This window comes from Embleya australiensis, from assembly GCF_051903075.1.
Taxonomy (GTDB): domain Bacteria; phylum Actinomycetota; class Actinomycetes; order Streptomycetales; family Streptomycetaceae; genus Embleya.
The window spans coordinates 5,328,649-5,350,422 of record NZ_CP182422.1 but is presented as its reverse complement, the minus strand read 5'-3'; the positions used below and the strand labels follow the sequence as shown (position 1 = coordinate 5,350,422).

General features: G+C 74.4%; 10 protein-coding genes. 8 read left to right on the top strand and 2 right to left on the bottom strand.

The features are described 5' to 3' along the window. Window positions 1-74 precede the first annotated feature (74 nt). Window positions 75-1,439: an ABC transporter substrate-binding protein gene (locus ACMXN5_RS23255; protein WP_439676820.1), complete on the bottom strand. Its 1,365-nt coding sequence runs from the start codon at window positions 1,437-1,439 to the stop codon at window positions 75-77. 344 nt (window positions 1,440-1,783) lie between these two features. On the opposite strand from ACMXN5_RS23255, the gene ACMXN5_RS23250 reads away from it, so the two are divergent. Continuing rightward, window positions 1,784-3,571, top strand: a complete 1,788-nt coding sequence (locus ACMXN5_RS23250; protein ID WP_439676819.1) for a glycoside hydrolase family 35 protein — start codon at window positions 1,784-1,786, stop codon at window positions 3,569-3,571. Between the two features lie 107 nt (window positions 3,572-3,678). Here ACMXN5_RS23250 and ACMXN5_RS23245 read toward each other — a convergent pair whose 3' ends face one another. After that, window positions 3,679-4,644 carry a LysR family transcriptional regulator gene (locus ACMXN5_RS23245; protein ID WP_439676818.1) on the bottom strand — a complete coding sequence of 322 codons (966 nt, stop codon included), beginning with the start codon at window positions 4,642-4,644 and terminating at the stop codon, window positions 3,679-3,681. A gap of 530 nt (window positions 4,645-5,174) precedes the next feature. Between ACMXN5_RS23245 and ACMXN5_RS23240 the strand changes: the two genes are divergently transcribed. The 7 genes from ACMXN5_RS23240 to ACMXN5_RS23210 are packed head-to-tail and all read left to right on the top strand — an operon-like array spanning window position 5,175 to window position 21,758. Further along, window positions 5,175-12,152: an SDR family NAD(P)-dependent oxidoreductase gene (locus ACMXN5_RS23240; protein ID WP_439676817.1), complete on the top strand. Its 6,978-nt coding sequence runs from the start codon at window positions 5,175-5,177 to the stop codon at window positions 12,150-12,152. Further along, window positions 12,149-16,672, top strand: coding sequence for a beta-ketoacyl synthase N-terminal-like domain-containing protein (locus ACMXN5_RS23235; RefSeq protein WP_439676816.1), 4,524 nt, complete (start codon window positions 12,149-12,151; stop codon window positions 16,670-16,672). The genes ACMXN5_RS23240 and ACMXN5_RS23235 overlap by 4 nt, the downstream gene beginning before the upstream one ends. Beyond that, window positions 16,669-16,983, top strand: coding sequence for an acyl carrier protein (locus tag ACMXN5_RS23230; protein WP_395788236.1), 315 nt, complete (start codon window positions 16,669-16,671; stop codon window positions 16,981-16,983). Before ACMXN5_RS23235 ends, ACMXN5_RS23230 begins: the two co-directional genes overlap by 4 nt. Then, complete coding sequence (locus ACMXN5_RS23225; protein ID WP_439676815.1) at window positions 16,980-17,825, top strand: alpha/beta fold hydrolase; 846 nt, start codon at window positions 16,980-16,982, stop codon at window positions 17,823-17,825. The genes ACMXN5_RS23230 and ACMXN5_RS23225 overlap by 4 nt, the downstream gene beginning before the upstream one ends. Beyond that, on the top strand, window positions 17,822-18,985 hold the full coding sequence (locus tag ACMXN5_RS23220; protein ID WP_439676814.1) for a glycosyltransferase: 1,164 nt from the start codon (window positions 17,822-17,824) through the stop codon (window positions 18,983-18,985). Before ACMXN5_RS23225 ends, ACMXN5_RS23220 begins: the two co-directional genes overlap by 4 nt. Before the next feature lie 5 nt (window positions 18,986-18,990). Further along, window positions 18,991-20,874 carry a methyltransferase domain-containing protein gene (locus ACMXN5_RS23215; protein WP_439676813.1) on the top strand — a complete coding sequence of 628 codons (1,884 nt, stop codon included), beginning with the start codon at window positions 18,991-18,993 and terminating at the stop codon, window positions 20,872-20,874. Further along, window positions 20,871-21,758: a hypothetical protein gene (locus ACMXN5_RS23210; protein WP_439676812.1), complete on the top strand. Its 888-nt coding sequence runs from the start codon at window positions 20,871-20,873 to the stop codon at window positions 21,756-21,758. Before ACMXN5_RS23215 ends, ACMXN5_RS23210 begins: the two co-directional genes overlap by 4 nt. Window positions 21,759-21,774 lie beyond the last annotated feature (16 nt).

Genomic DNA, 21,774 nt, shown 5'->3' with positions numbered 1-21,774 from the left:
GCCGCCGCGCGGGATGACGCGCGGCGGCGGGGCACGGTGCGGACGATCCGCGGCGTCGGGGTGGTGTCGCCGGGTCAGCCCGCGGCGGCCTTCAGGCCCTTGTCCTGCATGGCCTTGATCGTGGCGCCCTGCACTCCGGTGAGCGCGTCGGCGAGTTTGCCGTTGCCGGCGCCGGCCTTGCCGACCCGGTCGGTCAGGTCGTTGGAGACCTGGGTCATCGTGGGGCCCCACTGCCAACCGGTCGGAGCCTGTGCGGCGGACTCCTTGAAGATGTCGTAGATCTTCGCGTTGCCGAAGTAGGCGGACGGCTGCTGCATCGCGTCGAGCGTGGTCCCGGCGGTTGCGGCCGGGTAGATGCCCGCGTCCTTGACCAGCGTGGTCAGGCTCGCGGGGTCGCTGCTCATCCAGTCGGCGAAGGCGACCGCGGCCTTGGTGTTCTTGCAGCCCTTGAGTACGGCGGTGCCGGAGCCGCCGATGTTGCCGGTGGTCTTGCCGTTCGCGTCCCACTGCGGCATCGGGGCGACCGCCCACTTGCCCGCCGCGCCCTTGGCGTTCTCCTCCAGGAGTGCGGTGAACCAGACCGGGCCGACGTAGCTCGCGACGCTGCCGTCGTCGAAGCGCTTGTACCAGTCGGGGGTGAAGGTCGGGTCCGAGGAGACGGCCTTCTTGTCGAGCAGTTGCTGCCAGTACTGGGTGACCTTCTGCGTGCCCGGTTCGGTCATCGAGACCTTCCAGGTGTCGCCCTCGGGCTTGAACCAGCTGCCGCCGTTCTGCCAGGCCATGCCCGCGTACCACCACGGGTCGTTGCCGCCGAACGCCGAGTAGGCCACCGACGGGTCGGCCGTGTGCAGCGTGTCGGCCTGGCGGGCGAACTCGTCCCAGGTCTTGGGCGGGGTCAGGTTGTGCTTGGCGAACACGTCGGTGCGGTAGAACATCGCGACCGGGCCGGTGTCCACGGGGATGCCGTAGGTCTTGCCGGCGACGCTCATCTGCGACCAGGCGCCGGCGGAGTACTTGGCCTTGACCGCCGAGGCCTCCTTGTCCACGTCCTGGAGCGCGCCCTCGACCAGGAAGCTGGGCAGCGTCTCGTAGCCCATCTGCGCCAGGCACGGCGCGTTGTTCGCCTTCACCGCGGCGAGCATCTTGGCGTAGCCGCCCTTGGAGCCGGGCTCGACCTTGTTGTAGCTGACCCGGATGTCGGGGTGGGACGCGTTGAACGCGTTCACGGCCTTCTCATAGGCCGGGTTCCAGCCCCAGAAGTCGAGCTGTGCGGTGCCGCCGGACGCCTTGTCGCCCGAGGCTGCCTTGTCGGCGCCGTCCTTCTTGTCACCGGAGTCCGAGCCGCAGGCGGTGAGCGCGGTCAACGCCGCGACGGTGACCGCGACGGCTGCGCGACGAGCCGTGCGGCGGCCGATGCGCGGGCGGGTGCTGGCCCACATGGTGGCCGTCCCTTCATAGGGGCAGGGCTCGACGGAGCCCGGCGGGGCGGAGGCATTGGGAGGATGTCTGGCCGCCGATCATGTGCCCTGCCCGACGGGGCGTCAACGGGTTGCCGCACGGTTCGTGGTTTTGTCGAGGTGATCCGCAAGAAAAGTCCAAGTGGCCGGTCACCGCGTGGCAACCAGAGTGAACCAGAGAGTATCGATCCAGGTCGGAGCCCTGGAGACAGGGGTGAGTGGGTTCAGAAAAGTCCACGATGCTGTGAAGAAGAGTGCATATCCGGGGCGGGTGCCTCGGGCACGATGATCCGGACCCACCGCACCGGATCTGCCCGAGGAGCGTCTTGACCACCCCCAGCCTCGTCCCGAGTCGAGACGGCTTCACCCTCGACGGCAGGCCGTTTCGTCTGCTCGCCGGTGCCCTGCACTACTTCCGCGTCCACCCCGCGCAGTGGGACGACCGACTGGCCCGGCTGCGCGGCCTGGGCCTGAACACGGTCGAGACGTACGTCGCCTGGAACCTGCACGAGCCGACCCCGGGCACCTTCGACTTCACCGGCGGCAAGGACCTGGTCGCGTTCCTGCGCGCGGCCGAGCGCCAGGGGCTGAAGGCGATCGTGCGGCCCGGCCCGTACATCTGCGCCGAGTGGGAGTTCGGCGGCCTGCCCGCCTGGCTGCTCAAGGACCCGGGGATGCGGCTGCGCTGCTCCCACCCGCCGTATCTGGCCGCGGTGGACCGCTGGCTGGACGCGGTGATGCCGCTGGTCGAACCGCTGCTCGCGGAGCACGGCGGGCCGGTGATCGCCCTCCAGGTGGAGAACGAGTACGGCAGCTACGGCAACGACGTGGCCTATCTGCGGCACCTGGTCGACGGGATGCGCCGGCGCGGCGCGAGCGGGCTGCTGTTCACCTCCGACGGGCCGACCGAGCCGATGCTCCAGGGCGGCACGGTGGCCGGGGTGTTGCCGACGGTGAACTTCGGCTCGCGCGCCGACGAGTCCTTCGCGGCGCTGCGCCGCTGGTCGCCGGACGGGCCGCCGGTGTGCATGGAGTTCTGGAACGGCTGGTTCGACCACTGGCGCGACCCGCACCACGTGCGGGACGCGGCGGACGCGGCGGGCGTGCTGGACGACATGCTCGCGGCCGGCGCGTCGGTGAACCTGTACATGGCGCACGGCGGCACCAACTTCGGGCTGATGAACGGCGCCAACGAGCAGGAGGGCGTCTACCAGCCGACGATCACCAGCTACGACTACGACGCGCCGATCGGCGAGGCGGGCGAACTCACCGAGAAGTATTGGGCGTTCCGCGAGGTGATCGGCCGCTACGCGCCGCTGCCCGACGAGCCGCCGCCGGCGCTGCCGGCGCGCGTGAAGCTCGGCGAGGTGGCGCTGCCGTCCTCCGCGCCGCTGCTCGCGCACGTCGAGGACCTGTCCGCGCCGGTGTACTCGCCGAACACGCTGACCATGGAGGAGTTGGACCAGGCGTACGGGTTCACCCTGTACCGCACGTGGGTCAGCGGCCCGCGCGAGAGTGCGCCGCTGTTCGTGGACGGACTGGCCGACCGGGCCCAGGTGTTCCTGGACGGGGTGCCGGTCGCGGTGCTCGATCGCAGCGAGGGGCGCACCGCGTCGTGCGAGTTGTCCGTGCCCGCCGGCGGCGCGCGGTTGGATCTGCTGGTGGAGAACTGCGGCCGGGTCAACTACGGGCCGGGCCTGCACGACCGCAAGGGCATCAGGGAGGGTGTGCGGTGGGAGCGGCAGCGCCTGTTCGGCTGGCAGATGTATCCGCTGCCGCTGGACGCGTCGGGGGGACCGGTGTTGCCGGACGCCTCGGGGCCGATCCCGGCGGGTGTTCCGGTGGTGCGTAGCGGCACGTTCGACGTGGCGACGGTCGGCGACACGTTCGTCCGGCTCGACGGCTGGACCAAGGGCCTGGTGTGGATCAACGGCTTCCTGCTCGGCCGCTATTGGTCGGCGGGGCCGCAGCGCACGCTCTATGTGCCGGCGCCGGTGTTGCGGGAGGGGGAGAACACGGTGACCGTGCTGGAGCTGCACGGTCCCGGCGGGGCGCACGTGACCTTCACGGACACTCCCGACCTGGGCGAGCCCGCGGCGGCGCCGGTCCTGTAGCCGGAGGAACCTCGGGGGCGACCAGGGCGTGTCTTCAGACCCCCGTCGGGCTCCGCGGCGTCCGGTGCCGTGCATCGGCGTGCCGGAGAAGCAGGTGCATAGTGGTTCTATTCGCCTGTTTCTCCGGGGCGGCGAGGTGCGGTGCCGGGCGTCGTGGAGCTCGGCGGGGGTCTGAAGACACGCCCTGGGTCCGCGTCCGGTTCGCTGACCCCGCCGCGGCGGGCCAGGTCGACGAACAGCCGGGCCGAGCGCTCCCGGGAGTCCTCGCGGCAGACCAGCATGATGCCGCGCCACAGCGGCGGGTCGAGCGAGCGGATCGAGGCCGAGTCGCCGAAGACGTCCTCGGCCACGTCCCGGTACCACAGCAGCGAGCCCTCGCCGTTGAGGACGCCCGCGACCCAGTTGACCCGGTCGTTGTGCTCGCAGCGGGCGAGCGGACGCACGCCCATCTCGGCGAACATCGCCTCGAACTGCGAGCGCCGCTCGCTGCCGCGCTCGGGCAGCACCATCGGCAGGCCGTGCAGCGCGTTCCACGGCACCGGGTCGGGCAGCCGGGTGTCCGGCGGCGACACCAGCACCACCTCGGTCTCGGCCAGCCGGTAGGTGCGCAGGTCGCCGGGTCCGGGTGTGTCGGCCACCCCGATCGCGGCGGTACCCGCGCGGACCGCCGCGAGCACCGCCTCGCGCCCGTCGTGCCGGGTGACCTCGATCGGCGCCTCGGGGTGCTCGGCGGCGAACGCCGCGACCAGGCGGGCGACATGGCCGATCGCGAGGGTGGACGTGGTGGCCACGGTCAGGGTCGGCTCGGACGCCGCGCCGACCGGCCGTCCGATGTCCTCGATCGCGGTGACCGTGTCGAGCACCGTGCGGGCGAGCCGGACCACCCTGGAGCCCTCGGCGGTCAGGCCCACCGTGCGCCCTTCGCGTACGAACAGCTCGGCCCCCAGCTCGTGTTCGAGCGCCTTCAGGGCGCGGGACAGCGCGGACTGGGCGACGTAGAGGGCTTCCGCGGCCGCGGTCATGGTGCCGAAGTTCGCGACGGCGACGAGGTAACGCAGCTGCTGGAGGGTCACGCGCCGCACCCTAACGGTCACGCCGCCCGCACCGGCAGGGGTTCGAAACGGGCAATTCGCGTACGTCGCCGAGTCGTCGGGACGCTCACGCCGGATCGGTAGGGCATGGATGCATGCCGTACGGGCAAGAGTCGTCGCCGTTCCGGAACTGGGATCGTGATCGGTCCGGTGGGCCGGGGCGCCGCGTGTCGGCCGGGTATCGCCCCGGTGTCGCCCGGGTGCGGCGGGGTTCGACGGGCGCTCGTGGGGGTGTGGGCGAGCGGAGGGGCGCCGGCCGGTTCGTCGTTGACTCCTGGATGGCCGAAACCGACGATACGGCGCGGTGGTTCGACTGCCGCCGATTCTTCGATTCCGTACCGCTTTCCACGGTTACACGGTCTTTCCATCGCGACATGCACGTTTTCCCACCGCCACGGACGCCCCGACTCGGGCGTCACCGGGGCAATTCGCCATGCCCGCCCCTACGTTCGCGCCCCTGCCGCTCGCACCGACCGGTTCCTCGCAGGTTTCCCGGATGGAGGCACTTGCCCATGACGTCGACGTCCCCGCGTCGCGATCAGGTTCTCGCGGTGAGCCCCCTGGGGCGCCCCGACGCCCGACTCGTGATCGCCGCACATCGGGCCGGCGCGCTCGCGGTGCTCGACCTCGGCCGGGAACGCGAGCCGGCGCTGGCCGAGTTGGCCCGCGCGGGCGTGCTTGCGGGCTTCGGCGTACGGGTCCCGGTGGGTTGTCCGCTCGGGCCGCGGGAGCTGCCCGAGCAGGTGGACACGGTGCTGCTCGCGCCCGACGCGCCGTGGTCGATCGCCGACGCCGGTCCCGGACGGCGGGTCCTGGTCGAGGTCACGTGCGCCGAGCAGGCGCACGCGGCGGTGGCCGGCGGCGCGGCGGGGGTGATCGCGCGAGGCGCCGAAAGCGGCGGCCGATGCGGCGAGTTGACCACATTCGTGCTGCTTCAGCAGTTGCTCGCGGACGCGCGGGTGACGGTACCGGTGTGGGCGGCCGGCGGGATCGGGCCGCACACCGCCGCCGCGGCGGTCGCGGGCGGTGCCGCCGGGGTGCTGCTCGACACCCAGCTGGCCCTGGTCGCGGAGAGCACGCTGCCGGCCGATGTGGCGGCGGCGGTTCGGGCGATGGACGGCAGCGAGACGGTCGTGATTCGGGGGCATCGGGTCTATCGCCGGCCGGATCTGCCGATCGACCGCCTCGCTGCGGCGGCGGCCGGCGATCTCGGCCTCGCACTGGGCGCGGGCGGACTGCATCGCGAGTTGTTGCCGGTCGGGCAGGACGGCGGGTCGGCCGCCCGGCTCGCGGATCGGCACGGCACCGCCGGTCGGGTGGTGTGCGCGGTACGCGAGGCGATCGTGGACCACGTGGCCTCGGCCGCCCGGCACGGTGCGCGGCTGCGGCCGGTACAGGGGCCGATGACGCGGGTGAGCGACCGGGCCGCCTTCGCGCACGAGGTGGCCCGGGCGGGCGGGTTGCCCTTTCTGGCGCTGTCCCTGCTGCGCGGCCCCGAGGTGCGCGCGCTGCTCGCGGAGACCGGCGCGCTGCTCGGCGATCTGCCGTGGGGTGCGGGCCTGTTGGGCTTCGCGCCGCCGGAGTTGCGCGAGGAGCAGGTGGCCGCGGTGCTCGCCGCCCGCCCGCCGTATGCGCTGATCGCGGGTGGTCGGCCGGATCGGGCCGCGCCGTTGGAGGCCGCCGGGATCCGCACCTACCTGCACGCGCCCTCCCCCGGGCTGCTGGACCAGTTCCTGCGCGAGGGCGCCCGGCGGTTCGTCTTCGAGGGCACCGAATGCGGCGGGCACGTCGGGCCGCGCGCCAGTTTCCCGCTGTGGGAGGCGCAGGTGGACACGCTGCTCGCCTTCGCAGAGCGGCACGGCGGCGCGGCCGGGTTGGACCTGCTGTTCGCGGGCGGGATCCACGACGCGCGTTCGGCGGCGATGGTGGCCGCGGCGACGGCGCCGCTGGTCGAGCGCGGTGCCTCGGTCGGCGTGCTGATGGGCACCGCGTACCTGTTCACCCGCGAGGCGGTGGCGGGCGGGGCGATCGTGCCCGGGTTCCAGGCCGCGGCGGTCGAGTGCGCGGCGACCGCGCTGGTCCAGACCGCGCCGGGGCATGCCACGCGCTGTGCCGACACGCCGTTCGTGGCCGCGTTCGAGGCCCGTCGGCGCGATCTGGAGTCGCGCGGGGTGCCGGCCCGCGAGGTGTGGGCCGAGTTGGAGCGGCTGAACCTGGGCCGGTTGCGGATCGCCGGCAAGGGGCTGCGCCGGGAGGCGGACGGGCTGGTCGCGGTGGACCCGGACGCGCAGCGCCGGGAGGGCATGTTCATGCTGGGCCAGGCCGCGGTGTTGCGGTCCGCGCCGACCGACGTGGCCGCGCTGCATCGCGAGGTCACCACCGGGTCGGCCGCGTGGCTGGCCCGCCGGGTGCGCGAGGTGGGCGGGGCGGACCGACCGGCCCCGCCCCGGCCGCAGGACGTGGCGATCGTGGGCATGGCCTGTGTGCTTCCCGGTGCGCCGGACCTGGCGAGCTATTGGCGCAACATCCTGGCCGGCGTGGACGCGGTGACCGAGGTGCCGCGCGAACGCTGGGACACCGAGCGGTACTTCGCGCCGAGCACCGAACCGGGCGCGACCGCGCGCGGCTCGGTCCGCGGCGCGGCGCCGGGAGCGGTGCCGGCCGGGCGGACGCCGTCCAAGTGGGGCGGGTTCGTGCCCGCGATCGGCTTCGACGCGACCGGTTACGGCATCCCGCCCGCCTCGCTCGCCGCGATCGAACCGGCCCAACTGCTGGCGCTGCACGTGGCGTCGGGGGCATTGGCCGATGCCGGCTACGGCCCCGGGCGGGCCTTCGCCCGGGAGCGGACCTCGGTGATCTTCGGCGCCGAGGCGGGTACCGACCTGGCCGGCGCGTACGGGTTCCGGGCCTTGTTCCCGGGGTACTTCGGCGCGCTGCCGGCCGATCTGGATCGGCAACTGCCCGCCCCCACCGAGGACTCCTTCCCCGGCGTGCTGGCCAATGTGATCGCCGGCCGGATCGCCAACCGGCTCGATCTGGGCGGGGTCAACTTCACCGTGGACGCCGCGTGCGCGGCCTCGCTGGCCGCACTCGACCTGGCCTGCAAGGAACTGAACACCGGGTCCAGCGATCTGGTCCTGTGCGGCGGGGTGGACACCCACAACGGGATCAACGACTACCTGATGTTCTCCTCGGTGCGGGCGTTGTCGCCGACCGGGCGGTGCGCGACGTTCGACGCGGACGCGGACGGGATCGCGCTGGGCGAGGGCGCGGTGTGCGTGCTGCTCAAGCGGCTCGCGGACGCCGAACGGGACGGCGACCGGATCTACGCGGTGGTCAAGGGCGTCGGCGGGTCCAGCGACGGCCGCTCGCTGGGGTTGACCGCGCCGCGCCCCGAGGGCCAGCGGCGGGCGCTGGAGCGTGCCTACCGGGCGGCGGGCGTGTCGCCGGCGCGGGTCGGCCTGGTCGAGGCGCACGGCACCGGGACGGTGGTCGGCGACCGGGCCGAACTGGACACCCTCACCGAGGTGTTCACGGCGCATGGGGCCGCTCCCGGCGCCTGCGCGGTGGGCTCGGTGAAGTCGCAGATCGGCCACACGAAGTGTGCGGCCGGGCTGGCCGGGTTGGCCAAGGCGGCGCTCGCGGTGCACTTCGGGGTGCGTCCGCCGACGCTGCACCTGCGCCGACCGCCGGACGCGGGGCCGTTCGTGTTCGACAACCGGGCCCGCCCGTGGACGGCGCCGGTGGGCGAACGCATCGCGGGGGTGAGTGCGTTCGGCTTCGGGGGCACCAACTTCCACGCGGTGTTGGCCGGTGCGGAGCCTGGCGGGGTGAGCGGACCCGGTGGCGCCGATGCCGCTTGGCCGGTCGAACTGTTCTGCTTTCGCGGCGCGGATCGGGCGGCGGCACTCGCGGCCCTCGATCGGCTGGCGGCGCGGCTGGATGCGGGCGAGGACCTGCCGTTGCGGGGGTTGGCGGCGATCGCGGATGAAGTGGTCGAGCCCGGGTCGGGTGCCGAGATCCCGGTGTGGATCGCTTTCGTTGCGGCTGATCACGCGGATCTGCGGGTGAAGCTGACCCTGGCCCGGGCGGGGGCGGCCGATGCCGCGGGCGAGATCTTCCACCGGAAGGACGCGGAGGTGGGGGCGGAGGCCGGGCTCGGCACGGAAGCGGGGGCCGGAGCGGGTGGGCAGGTGGCGTTTTTGTATCCCGGGCAGGGGAGTCAGCGGCCGGGGATGCTTGCCGATCTGTTTGCCCGGTTTCCCGAACTGTGCGACGGGCTGCGGGACATCGATCCCGAGTGTGTGCGGGCCATGTTTCCGGCGGCGGCTTTCGACGCGGAGGAGCGGGCCGCGCAGGCGGCGCGGCTCACCGATACCCGCCGGGCGCAGCCCGCGCTCGGGGTGGCGGCGGTCGCGCTGACCCGGCTGCTCGACCGGTTCGGGGTGTGGCCGGACCAGGTCGCGGGGCACAGCTACGGCGAGGTGGCCGCGTTGTGGTCGGCGGGCGTGCTGGCCACCGGGGACCTGGGCCGGCTCGGCGAGGTGCGCGCGGCGGCGGTGCTGGGGGCCGCCGGCGCGGAACCCGGTGCGATGGCGGCGGTCACGGCCGGCGCGGACCGGGTGGCCGAGGTGCTGGCCGGGATCGACGACGTGGTGCTCGCGAACCGCAACACGCCGACCCAGACCGTGGTGTCCGGCCCGGAGGCGGCCCTGACCTCGGCGATCACCGCACTGGCCGAGGCGGGCCTGTCGGCCCGGCGGCTGCCGGTGGCGTGTGCGTTTCACAGTCCCGTGGTCGCGGCGGCGGCCGACACCCTCGCGGTCGCCGTCGCGGACCTGGACATACGTCCGCCCAGGATCCCGGTGTGGTCCAACGGCACCGCGGCGCGCTACCCGGGCGCGCCCGCCTACATCCGGGCGCTGATGGCCCGTCAGGTGGCCGAGCCGGTGCGGTTCGCCGAGCAGATCGAGGCGATGTACGCGGCGGGGGTGCGGATCTTCGTCGAGGCCGGACCGGGCCGGGCGCTGACCGGGATGGTCGGAGCCATCCTCGGCGACCGGCCGCACACCGCGGTGGCCTGCGACGTCCCCGGCGAGGACGGCCTGCGCCGACTGCTCACCGCGCTCGCCGAACTCGCCGTCGCCGGCGTGCCGGTGCGGGTCGCGGGCGGGCTGGCCGGGCGGGTGCGGCCGGAGGACGTCGAGCCCGGCCCGCGACCGGCCTGGACGGTGGACGGCCATCTGGTGCGGACCGCCGACGGCCGGCCGGTGGCGGGTGGGCTGCGCCCGGCGACCCCGGTGGCCCCGCTGCCGACCGGGCCGGTGGCCGAGTCGGGTGTGCCAGAGCGCTCGGCGCGGGACGCGGTGGTGCTCGAATACCTGGCCGGCGCGCGGGCCGCGGTCGCCGCACAGCGTGAGGTGCTGCTCGGCTACCTGGGCGTACCGGGCGGGGTTCCCGAGTCGCCGCCGATCGTGCCCGCACCGGAGCCGACTCCCGTGCGGGTGGAGCCGGCTCCGGTGCGGGTGAAACCGGACACACCGGCCGCACCGGCCGGGCCGGCCGGGCCGCTCACACCCGCGCAGGTGTTGGACGTGGTCCTCGACATCGTGGGCACCCGGACCGGCTATCCGAAGGACATGCTCGATCCGGCCCTGGACCTGGAGGCGGACCTGTCCGTCGACTCGATCAAACGCACCGAGATCATCGGCGAACTGGCGCTGCGGTTGCGCCTTGCCGGCGGCGCGGGCGTCGCGGGCACGGCCGACGCCGAGCCGGTCGACGCGGAGGTGATCGAGCGGCTGGCCAGGGTCAAGACGATCGACGCGATCGTGGCCGGGGTGCTGGAGGCGGGGACCGCCGGGAACGAACGGGCGGTGCCGATCGAGCCGATGGTGGACGAGCGCGCCGCTCCCCTCGCCGGCCGGCCCACCCGGCATGTCGTCGAGTGTGTGCCGATCGAAGAGCCGCCCGCCGCAGCACCCGGGGATTCGGAAAGCCCTTCCCCCGAAGGGCGGTTGCGTGGCCGTCGCGTGGTGCTGGTCGAGGACGGGGGCGGCGTCGCCTGGGCGCTGGCCGATGCACTGGCCGCGCACGGGGTCGTGGTGGAGTCGCGGGCGCGGGATCGGGTCGAGGCGGGTGCGGATCCGGGCTGGACGGAGGTGGACACGCTCGTACACCTCGGCGCGCTCGCCGACGGTCCCGACCCCGTGTTCCCGGACGCCTTCGCGCTGTTGCGGGACGCGCTCGTGGCCGGCGTACGGCAGGTGTTCCTGGTCACCGCCGGCGGTGGTCGGTTCGGCCGGGGTCCGGAGGCCGCAGGGCCGGATCCGGTACCGGGGGCGGGGTTGGCCGGGTTCGCCCGGGCCGCCGCGCTGGAGTATCCCGATCGGGTGGTCCGGGTGCTGGACCTGGATGCCAAGACCGAACCCGCCCGGCTCGCCCACCGGCTCCTAGCCGAACTGGGCCGCACCCCCGATCGGCCCCGGCCCGGCGCACCGGTCCTGCTCGGCCTGGCCGGCGAACACCGGCTGACCCTGCGTCCTCGGCCGGCGCCGCTCCCGGACCTGCCCCCCGCCGACCGGGACGCCCTGCTGCGCGAGCGCATCGGCCCGGCCTCGGTGGTGCTGCTGACCGGCGGCGCGCGGGGCATCACCGCCCGCGCGGCGATCGGCCTGGCCCGGGCCACCGGGTGCCACATCGAACTCCTCGGTCGCACCGGCCTCGACGACGAGCCGGAGCCGCAAGCGCTCGCCGCCGCGCCGGACGCGCCCGCGCTGCGGGCCGCGTTGATCGCGGGCGGGATGCGCGAACCGGCCCTGATCGAGGCCGAGTCGACCCGGATCCTGCACCGCCGCGAAGTGCGGGCCACGCTGGCCGAGACGGCCGAGCACGCCGCCTCGGTACGGCTGCACGCGGCCGACGTCACCGACGCCGACGCGGTCCGCAGGGTCCTGACCGGCATCGCCGAGCGGCACGGCCGGCTGGACGGCATCGTGCACGGCGCGGGGGTGCTGGCCGATCGGCTGTTGGCGGACAAGAGCGCGGAGTCGTGCCGACGGGTGTTCGCCACGAAGGTGGCCGGGGCCCGGGCCCTGGTCGCGGCGCTGCGCACACTGCGCCCGACCCTGGCTCCGCCGGCGTTCCTGGCCATGTTCGGCAGCGTGGCCGGGGTGTACGGCAACCGGGGCCAGACCGACTACGCGGCGGCCAACGACGCCCTGGCCACCCTCGCGTGGCACTGGTCGGCCGGGTCCGACGACACTCTCGCGCCGGTGGCCCGGCGGGTGGTGACGGTCGACTGGGGTCCGTGGGCGGCGACCGGCGGCGGCATGGTGACGGCGGAGTTGGCCCGCGAATACGCCCGACGCGGCGTGCCGTTGATCGATCCGGAACACGGTGTGCGGGCGCTGCTGGACGAACTGGCCGCCGGTACGGACCCGCAGGCCGTGTACGTCTGCCTGCCGGCCGACGGGTCGGTGGCCGGGTGAGCGCGCGCGGCCCGCGTCCGGACGATGCGGCGATCGTCGGGATCGGTGCGATCTTCCCGGGCGCGGCCGGGCCCGACACGTTGTGGCGGCTGGTCGAGTCGGGGGTGGACGCGATCACCGACGTGCCGCCGCATCGGTGGGATCCGGCGCTGCACTACGCGCCGGGCACGGCCGGCGAGCCCGCTCGCGGCGACCGGTTCTACTGCCGGCGCGGCGGTTTCGTGGACGACCTGGCCACGTTCGATCCGGTGCGCTTCGGCATCATGCCCGCCGTGGTCGCCGGCGCCGAACCGGACCAGTTGCTGGCATTGCGGGCCGCCGCCGAGGCGATCGCCGACGCGGGTGGCGAGGCCCGACTGCCGGACCGGTCCCGGGTCGGCGTGGTCTTCGGTCGTGGCGGCTACATGGGCGTGGCCACCGCACGGCTCGATCAGCGGGTTCGCACGGCGCATCAACTGGCGGCCCTACTCGGCGAGTTGGCGCCGGAGCTGGATCGGGACCGAGTGGCCGCGATCCGGGAGGCGTTCCAGGCGTCGCTCGGCCCGGAGCAACCCGAGGCGTCGATCGGCCTGGTGCCGAGTTTCACGGCGTCCCGGATCGCCAACCGACTGGACCTGGGTGGGCCCGCCTACACGCTGGACGCGGCCTGCGCGACCTCGCTGCTCGCCCTGGACCAGGCCGCCGCCGAGTTGCGGTCCGGGCGTTGCGACGCGGTGATCGCGGGCGCCGCGCACCACTGCCACATCGCCACGTTGTGGAGCGTGTTCACCCAGTTGCGGGCGCTCAGCGCGAGCGAGCACATCCGGCCGTTCGATCGGGCGGCCGACGGCACGCTGATCGCCGAGGGCACCGGCGCGGTGCTGCTCAAGCGTTTCGCCGACGCCGAACGCGACGGCGACCGGGTGTACGCGGTGGTGCGCGGCGTCGGCGTGTCGAGTGACGGCCGGGCCGCGAGTCTGCTGAGTCCGCTGGTGGACGGGCAGGTCCGGGCGCTGGAACAGGCGTGGCGGGCCGCCGGGTTGGATCCGACGGAACCGGGTCTGCTCGGTCTGGTCGAGGCGCACGGGACCGGTACCCCCGTCGGGGACGAGGCGGAACTCCTCACGCTGGGCAAGGTGTTCGGGCCGCGTGTGGGCAACGGGCCGGCGGATGTCGCGCTCGGCACGATCAAGTCCAACATCGGTCACACGATGCAGGCGTCGGGGATGGCCGGTCTGCTCAAGGCGGCACTCGCCCTGCATCACCGCACGTTGCCGCCGACCCTGCATGTCGACGATCCGCATCCGGGCTTCGCCGGCACCCGGATGCGCCCGCAGGGTCGGGCCGAGGCGTGGCCGGCCAACCCGGTGGGCGGGCGGCTGGCGGCGGTCGACGCGTTCGGCTTCGGCGGGGTGAACGCGCACGCGGTGCTGGAGCAGCCGCCGGCAGGGCGGGCGGTGGCGCTGCCGACCGGGGGCCGGCCGTCGGCGGGCGAGGGCGAGCTTCCCGATGTGCTCACGCTGGCCGCCGATTCGGTGCCCGATTTGCTCCGCCTGCTCGCCGATCGGGCGGCCCTGGGCGGGTCGACCGGTTCGGCCGTCTCCGCCGGCCCCTGTCGGCTCGCGGTCGCCGATCCGACGCCGAAGCGGCTCGCGCTGGCCGCGCGTGCCGTGGAGCGCGGGGTGCCGTGGCGCGGCCGGGCCGAGATCTGGTTCACCCCGCGTCCGCTGCTCGGGCCGCACGCGGCGAATCCGGGGCGGGTCGCGTTCCTGTTTCCCGGTCTGGAGCCGGAGATATCGCCGCGCCTGGACGATCTGGCCGATGCGTACGGCCGGCCCCGGCCCGAGACCACCGGCGCCGAGGACCTCGTCGGCCGGGCGGTGGACGCGCTGACCGCAGGCCGGTTCCTGGCCGCCGAGCTGGAACGGGCGGGTCTGGTACCGGATCTGCTGGCCGGGCACAGCATGGGCGAGTGGACCGCGATGGTGGTCGCCGGGATGTACCCGCGCACGGCGGTGGACGGCTTCCTCGCGTCGCTGCGCCCGGACTCGCTGGACGTCCCGGACCTGGTCTATGCGGCGGTGGGCTGCGGCGTCGCGGTAGCCGAACGGCACGTGGGCGCCGAACCGGTGGTGGTCTCGCACGACAACTGCCCCAACCAGAGCGTGATTTGCGGACCGGCCGATGCCGTCACCGAGGTTCTGGGTCGGCTGCGCCGGGAGGGCTTGATGGGTGGCGAACTGCCGTTCCGGTCCGGCTTCCACACCCCGATGTGGGCGCCCTACCTGGGGCAGGTGGCCGACGCGTTCGAGCAACTGCCGCTGTGTACCCCGCGCCTGCCGGTGTGGTCGGCGACCTCCATCGCGCCGTATCCGGCGGATGCCGCCTCGGTTCGCGAGCTGACCGTACGTCATCTCCTCGAACCGGTGCGGTTCCGGGAGTTGATCGAGGAGCTGTACGCGGGCGGTGTACGGGTGTTCGTCCAGCCCGGCGCGGGCAGCCTGGTCGGCTTCGTGCACGACTCCCTGCGCGGCTGCGACGCGCTGGCCGTGGCCGCCCACTCCACGCTGCGCCCTGGCCTGGCGGGCTTCCGCCGAGCGCTGGCGGCGTTGTGGGTGGAGGGCGCGGCGATCGATCCCCAGGGGCCGGCACGAACGGGCCCGCCCGCGGCCGAGCGGGAGTCCGGGCCCGTCGGCGACTTCACCGCCGCACGACCGCCCGCCGGGCCGATCGTCCGGCTCGACCTCGGCTCCCCCGTGGTCTCGTTGGGACCGGCCGCCGGATCGCTGCGATTGACCGGTACGTCCCGCCCGCCCGCCACATCCACGCATCCGGTGCTGGCGGCGTTCCACGCGACGCTCGCCGAGGCCGAGCGCACGGTGGCGGCGGCCATGGCAGCGGGAATGGCCGGCGAAGCCGAGACGCCCGGGTTGCCCGCGACGCCGCCCGGCCGCGCGGGCACCGGCACCGACTCGCGCCGGGCGTACCGCTTCTCGCTCGTCGACCACCCCTACGTCCGCGACCACTGCGTCTACGAGCAGCCCGAGTGGTGGCCGGACCCCGCGGATCGGTTCCCGGTAGTGCCGATGACCACGCTGGTCCGGCTGGCCGGCGACGAGGCGCTGAGCGCGGCCGGGCCGGGTCGGGTGGTCGTCGGGTATCGGGACGTACGCTCCCTGCGCTGGTTGCCGGTGGCTCCGCCGACCGACACCGAACTGGTCCGCACCACCATGGACCCGGACCGGATCCGGATCGCGTTCGGCCGTTACATGTCCGCCGAGGTGCTGCTCGCGGACGAGGCCGCCGCCCACCCGGCACCGGCCCCCGACCGCACACCGCTGACCGGCGAGACCCCCGCGCCGGTGCGCGCGCCGGATCTGTACGGGGACCGCTGGATGTTCCACGGACCCGGATTCGCCGGAGTCGAGCAGGTGTTGACCGTCGCCGACGACGGCATCCGGGGCATCCTGCGTGCGCTGCCCGCGCCCGGGGCGCTCCTCGACGCGGCCGGGCAACTGCTGGGCCACTGGATGCAGTTGCGGTTGACCACGGACCGCCTGGTGTTCCCCATGTCGGTGGCGGCGATCGACGGGTACGGACCGGAACCCGAGCCGGGCGCCCGGCTGTTGGCCACCGCCCGAATCCGGGAGATCGGCCCCACCACGGTGCGCGGTGACGTCGAGTTGGTCGACCCGGGCACGGGCGCGGTGCGGATCCGGGTGCACGACTGGGTCTATCGCCGGTTCGCCGCCGACGAGCGGGTGTGGCCGATGAAGTTCACCCCGCACACCACCGGCATCGCCGAGCCGCAGCCGGAGGGCTGGTGTCTGCTGCGCACGCGGTGGCCCGACCCCGCCGCGCAGGACCTGGTGACCCGCCGCTACCTGGACACCGCCGAGCGGGCCGAGTTCGCCGCCCAGGCCCCCCGGGACCGCCAAGGGTGGCTGCTTCGGCGGGTCGCGGCCAAGGACGCGGCCCGGCACCACCTATGGGCGCACGGGCACGGTCCGCTGTACCCGGCCCAGATCCGGATCGACACCGCCGACCCCGGCCGCCCGCTCGCGCACGTGGTTGCCGAGCCCGATGCCCTCGCCCCGACCCCGCTGCACGTCGCCATCGCGCACCACCACCGCCTGGGGGTGGCCGTCGCGGGCCCGGGACCGCTCGGCATCGCCGTCGCCCGCCTCGACCCCGAAGGCTCACCCCCGGCCCCCGACACACACGACTTGCCGGCCGCGCTCGTGGGATCCGACAGCGAGCCGCGCGAGCTGTGGGCGCTGCGCCTTCGCTGTGCCAGGGAGGCGGCCGACCGTGCGGCCGGCACCGACCACCCATCGCACGTGGTGACCTCGGCCCGGCCCGTCGGCCCGCACGAGACAGAGCTCTCCGTCCGCCCCGCAGCGGCCGGCGGCGCCGAACTCCTCGTCCACACCCGGGACATCACCGACTCCGACGGCACCCGGATCGACCACTACGTGGTCGCGTGGACGAGCGCCCGGCAACCAGGAATCCCCACCACCTCACATGGGAGCACCCGATGAGCGCGGACCCGCACGCCGACCGGATCCTGGCCGAGGTGGCCGGGATGCTCGCCGAGATCGTCGGCGAGGAACTGCTGATCGCCGCCGAGATCACCCCGGACAGCGGCTTCGACGACGATCTGGCCCTGGAGAGCATCGAGTTCGTCGCGCTGGCCGGCCGGCTCCAGGAGCGCTACGGCGACCGGGTCGACTTCATCGCCTTCCTCGCCGACCTGGAGATCGAGGAGATCATGGCGATGACGGTCGGCCGCCTGGTCGAGCACATCGCGGCCTGTACCCGCACCGAGGCCGTCGGTGGTGCCGGTCGATGAGCGAGGTGCACGCGAACGACCTGCGCTTCCACGTCCAGCGGTTGTCCCCACCCGCCGACCGACCCGCACTGCGCACGCCGGTGGTCTTCCTGCACGGTCTGGTGTTGGACAATCTCTCCAGCTTCTACTACACGCTCGCCGCGCCGGTCGCCCGCGCGGGCGCCGAGGTCGTGCTCTACGACCAGCGCGGACACGGCCGCACCGAGCGGCCCCGCAGCGGATACGACCCGGACAGCGCGGTCGCCGATCTGGCCGCGCTGCTCGACGCGTGCGACGTACCGACCCCGGTACACCTGGTCGGCAACAGCTTCGGCGGGCTGATCGCGCTGCATGTCGCCCGGTCCAGGCCCGACCTGGTGGCGAGCCTGGTGCTGATCGAGGGCCAGTGCCTGGACGTCCCGGCCGACGCCGAACCGTACGCGGGCGGCTGGGTCGAGGAGATGGCCAACACGCTCAACCTGGCCGCGCTCGGCCTGGCGGCCCATCCCGGTCCGGAGCGGCTGCCCGTGGGGCCGGCGCGTAAGGCGGCCCGACTGCGGGCCGGCGCCGACGCGCTCCTGAACGGCACGACCCTGATCGAGGACGTCACCCTCCTGCGCGCCCCGACCGAGGCCGAACTCGCCGCGGTGACCTGCCCGGTGCTCGCGCTGTACGGCGAGTTGTCCGAACTGGCGCCACCTGCACGGCGGTTGGCCGAAGTGCTCCCGCACTGCACGCTCAGCGTGTTGCCCGGCGTCGCGCACACCGTGCTGCGTGAGGCCACCGCGCCCGTACTGGCCGCGCTGCTCGACTGGTTGCCCCGGCACGAGCCGGTGTCGATGCGGCCCGGGGTCGGCCGATGAGATTCATGTTCGTGGTGCCGCCGTTCGCCGGCCACGTCAACCCCACCGTCGCGGTCGCCGCCGCACTCGCCGAGCGTGGGCACGAGGCGGTGTGGTGCGGGCCGCCGGAGATCCTGGACCTGCTGCCGTTGGGCGCGAGGTTGTTCGCCACCGCCGACTCCCCCGGCGCCCCCGGCGGGTATGCCCGACTGCACGCGAGATGGCAACGGCTGCGCGGGGTGAGCGCGTTGCGCTTCCTGGTCGAGGAGACCCTGGTCCCGCTCGCGCACACCATGCTGCCCGGCGTCGCGGCGGCCGTGGCCGGCTACCGGCCGCACGTGGTCGTGGCCGACCAGCAGACCTTCGCCGGTGCCTTCGCCGCCGTGAAAGCCGGTGTCCCATGGGCTACTTCGGCGACCACTTCGGCCGAGTTCACCCGGCCGCTGGTGGGCTTTCCGAAGATCGCCGACTGGGTGCGGATCCGGATCGCCGAGGCGGCGGTGGCGGCCGGCGTACCCGGCGACTGCGATCCGCGCTTCTCGCCCCGGCTGGTGCTGGTCTTCTCCACCCCGGAACTGGTCGGCCTGACCGATCCGGTCCCGGCGCACCACTGCTACGTGGGCCCCGCGTTCGGCCGCCGGCCAGCGACGGTGGACTTCCCGTGGGACCGGCTCGATCCGGACCGCCGGCACGTCCTGGTCTCGCTCGGCACGCTCAACCGCGACGCCGGCGACCGGTTCTATCCGGCCGTGGTGGCCGCCACCCGCCCGCTCGCCGATCGACTCCAATTGATCCTGGCCGCGCCGGAGCGGCTGGCCGGGGCGCCCGCCGAGCATGTCCTGGTCCGCGAGTTCGTCCCGCAACTGGCCCTGCTCCCGCACCTGGACGCGGTGGTCACGCACGGCGGCCACAACACCGTATGTGAGGCGCTGGCGTTCGGCCTGCCGCTGGTGCTCGCCCCGATCCGGGACGACCAGCCGATCGTGGCGCGCCAGGTGGTGGCGGCCGGCGCCGGCGTCCGGGTGCGCTTCGGGCGCGCGCACGTACCCGAGTTGCGCGCGGCCGTCACCGACGCGCTGGATCGCCCCGAACTGCGTGCGGGCGCCGCCCGAATCCGTGCCTCGTTCGCCGCGGCCGGCGGCGCCGACGCCGCCGCCGAACGTCTGGAGAAGCTGTGCTGAATCCCGTGGACGGACCGTTTCCGTGGCTCGCCCTGCTGATCGGGCTCGGCCTGGCGGGCGGCACGCGCACCCTGCGCCGGCGGCTGCGCGCGCTGCCAACGCTGCCCGAATTGCCCACACCTGGCGCCGCATCGACGGAGGACCGGCAGACCGGTCCCTGGACATGCGTATCCGCGACCGGCGTCCACCCGGACGAGGCCACCGTCCGCGCGGCGGTCGCTCACGCGGAGGGGCACGACCTGCTCCTGCTCGATCTGGTTCCCGGCGACCTGTCCAGCGACGAACTACTCACCCTGCTTGCTCGGTTGGACCCTGTCCGCATCCACCGCGACCCGCTTGCCCGTGGCCGGGGCGCGGGCCACGCGCTGCTCGTGCACGAGGACGTGCTGCGCCGGGCCGCCGTGCCGGCCGACGACCTGGACGACCTCGACGGCCCAGGCCTGATCGAACTCATCGCCCGCCTCAAGCCGTTCGCCGCGCTCGGCACCGGGCACGCGGTCGCGCCCGGGTTGTCCGCGACGCGTCCCGACCCCGCGCTGCGCAAACGTCGGCTGCGGGCGAACGGGGTGCCGGTGTGGCCGACCCTGATCGGCAACCTGGGTGAGGCCGCCGCGTACGCCGGTGCGTGTGTGACCAGCCCGTTCTGGGGTGCGGTGGTCTTCCTGGCCATGTGGACGCAACCCTTCGCCGTGGTCGCCGGCCGCTCGCCGGTGCGCCCGCGCGACCTGGGCCGGGCCGGCGCGCTGCGTCCGTTCCTGGCCGTGCCGCGCTGGCTCCGCACGGTCTCCGGGCCCCGTCCGACCGCTGCGGCCAAGCGGCCGGCGCCGGATCCGGCAGCGCTGCGCCCGGCGTACGAGCGCAGCGTCGCCGACGGCCTCGACGCCTTCTTCGAGGACCGGCGCGACACCTGTCCGTGGTGCGGCTCGGACCGGCTCGCCGCGCACCGCCGGGTCCGCGACCACCTCCAGGGCAAGCCCGGCCGCTTCACCCTCGAACGGTGTCGGGATTGCGCGCACGTCTTCCAGAACCCGCGCCTGTCCCTCGCCGGACTCGACTACTACTACCGCGACTTCTACGACGGTCTCGGCGGCGCGGGCGCCGAGGCGCTGTTCGGCACCATGTCGCGGACCTACCGCGCCCGTGCCGAACTGCTGCGCCGACACACGCCGGAGGACTCCGGCCCACGCGCCTGGCTGGACGTGGGCACCGGCCACGGGCACATGTGCGTGGTCGGCCGCACCGTGCTCCCGGACACCGTCTTCGACGGCCTCGACATGGGCGACGGGGTCGCCGAGGCCGAGCGGCGCGGCTGGATCCGCACCGGGTACTGCGGTCAATTCCCGGAGCTGGCCGACGGCTTGGCGGGCGGCTACGACGCGGTCGGCATGCACCACTACCTGGAGCACACCCGCGATCCGCTCGCCGAACTCGACGCCGCCGCCAAGGTCCTGGTCCCGGGTGGCCGGTTGCTGATCGAACTGCCCGACCCGCAATGCCGGTACGGGCAGCTGCTGCGCGGCCTGTGGTTGCCGCTGTTCCAGCCCCAGCACCAGCACCTGATGCCCTGGCGCAACCTCGAAGCCGCGCTCCACGCCCGGGGGTTCACCGTGCTCGCGCGCGAACACGGCCGGGCGCATCAGGGCAACGACTTCACCGGCGCGGTCTCCCAGGCCCTCACCGCGCTCGGACCCGACCCGGCCATGCCGTGGGTCCCCGGCGGCCCGACCCCGCTGCGCCGGGCCCGCCGCGTCGCACTGGTCACGCTGTCCGTGCCGTGCTTCGTCGTGGCCGTACTGCTTGACGCCGTCGGCGCCGTGCTCGCCCGCGTGGCGGGCGAACACGGCATGAGCAACGCCTACCGTCTCCTCGCCCGAAAGGATCCGGGATGACCCGCCCGCACAGCGGCCCGCCGACGGCGGCGGCGCTGCCCACCGCTCGCGGTGCGGCGCCCGTGTTGCGCCTGGTGCCGTTCGCCTTCACGCAGGCGTTCGGCCGACCGCCGGCCGGGGTCTGGTCCGCGCCGTACGTGCTGCGCCGGACCGGCTCGCGGGCCGGGGCGGGCACCGCCGTGGCGCTGTCCTGGCGGGTGGTGGTCGCCGCCGCGCCGCGCGCCGACGGGAGGTTGCGGCTCGGCTCGATCGACCGGCCCGACGAGGGCGTCGAGGTGGACTCGAGGGGCGCCATCGGCCCGGTCCCGGAATGGGCCCGCCCGGTGCTCGCGGGCACCACCGGCGCGGGTGGGCTCGATCTGCTGGTACACACCGACCTGCCGGAGTGCACCGGGCTGTCCGCGGCCGTGCCGCTGGCCTGTACGGCGGCGCTGATCGAGGCGGCGTTCCACGACCCGGAGCCGGGCGATGCCCACCGGTCCCGCATCCGGCTCAGCGATCCACCGTTGGGTGCGGTGGCGCTGTTCGCCAGGCTCCGCCACGTGATGGTGTTCGGGGGCGATACCGGCGCGCCGAGCCACGTGCCGTTCGACCCGGATGGGCTCGGCCTGCGCTTCGTCCTGGCGGTGCCGAGGCGGGCGGGTGGCGCGGCCGGCGGGCCGATCGTGGGGCCGACCGCCGAGCCCGCTCGCAACGCCCTGGCCGCCGGCGCGATCGAGGCCCGCCCGCTGCCGGGCGCGGACGGGCCCACGATCGCGGTGGTACCGGGCGCCGCGCTCGCGGCCGTCCGCCGGGCGCTGGTGCACACCTACACCCGCGCCGGCGAACCGGCCCCGCGCGTTCTCAGCGCCGCACTCGGATCCCCCTGCACCCGGGTCGCGTAGGCCGACCCGGGCCGGG

Excerpts from the sequence above, each read along its gene's own strand:
- ACMXN5_RS23255 (WP_439676820.1), bottom strand. The coding sequence starts at position 1,439 with ATGTGGGCCAGCACCCGCCCGCGCATCGGCCGCCGCACGGCTCGTCGC.
- ACMXN5_RS23240 (WP_439676817.1), top strand. The coding sequence starts at position 5,175 with ATGACGTCGACGTCCCCGCGTCGCGATCAGGTTCTCGCGGTGAGCCCC.
- ACMXN5_RS23230 (WP_395788236.1), top strand. The coding sequence starts at position 16,669 with ATGAGCGCGGACCCGCACGCCGACCGGATCCTGGCCGAGGTGGCCGGG.
- ACMXN5_RS23225 (WP_439676815.1), top strand. The coding sequence starts at position 16,980 with ATGAGCGAGGTGCACGCGAACGACCTGCGCTTCCACGTCCAGCGGTTG.
- ACMXN5_RS23220 (WP_439676814.1), top strand. The coding sequence starts at position 17,822 with ATGAGATTCATGTTCGTGGTGCCGCCGTTCGCCGGCCACGTCAACCCC.
- ACMXN5_RS23210 (WP_439676812.1), top strand. The coding sequence starts at position 20,871 with ATGACCCGCCCGCACAGCGGCCCGCCGACGGCGGCGGCGCTGCCCACC.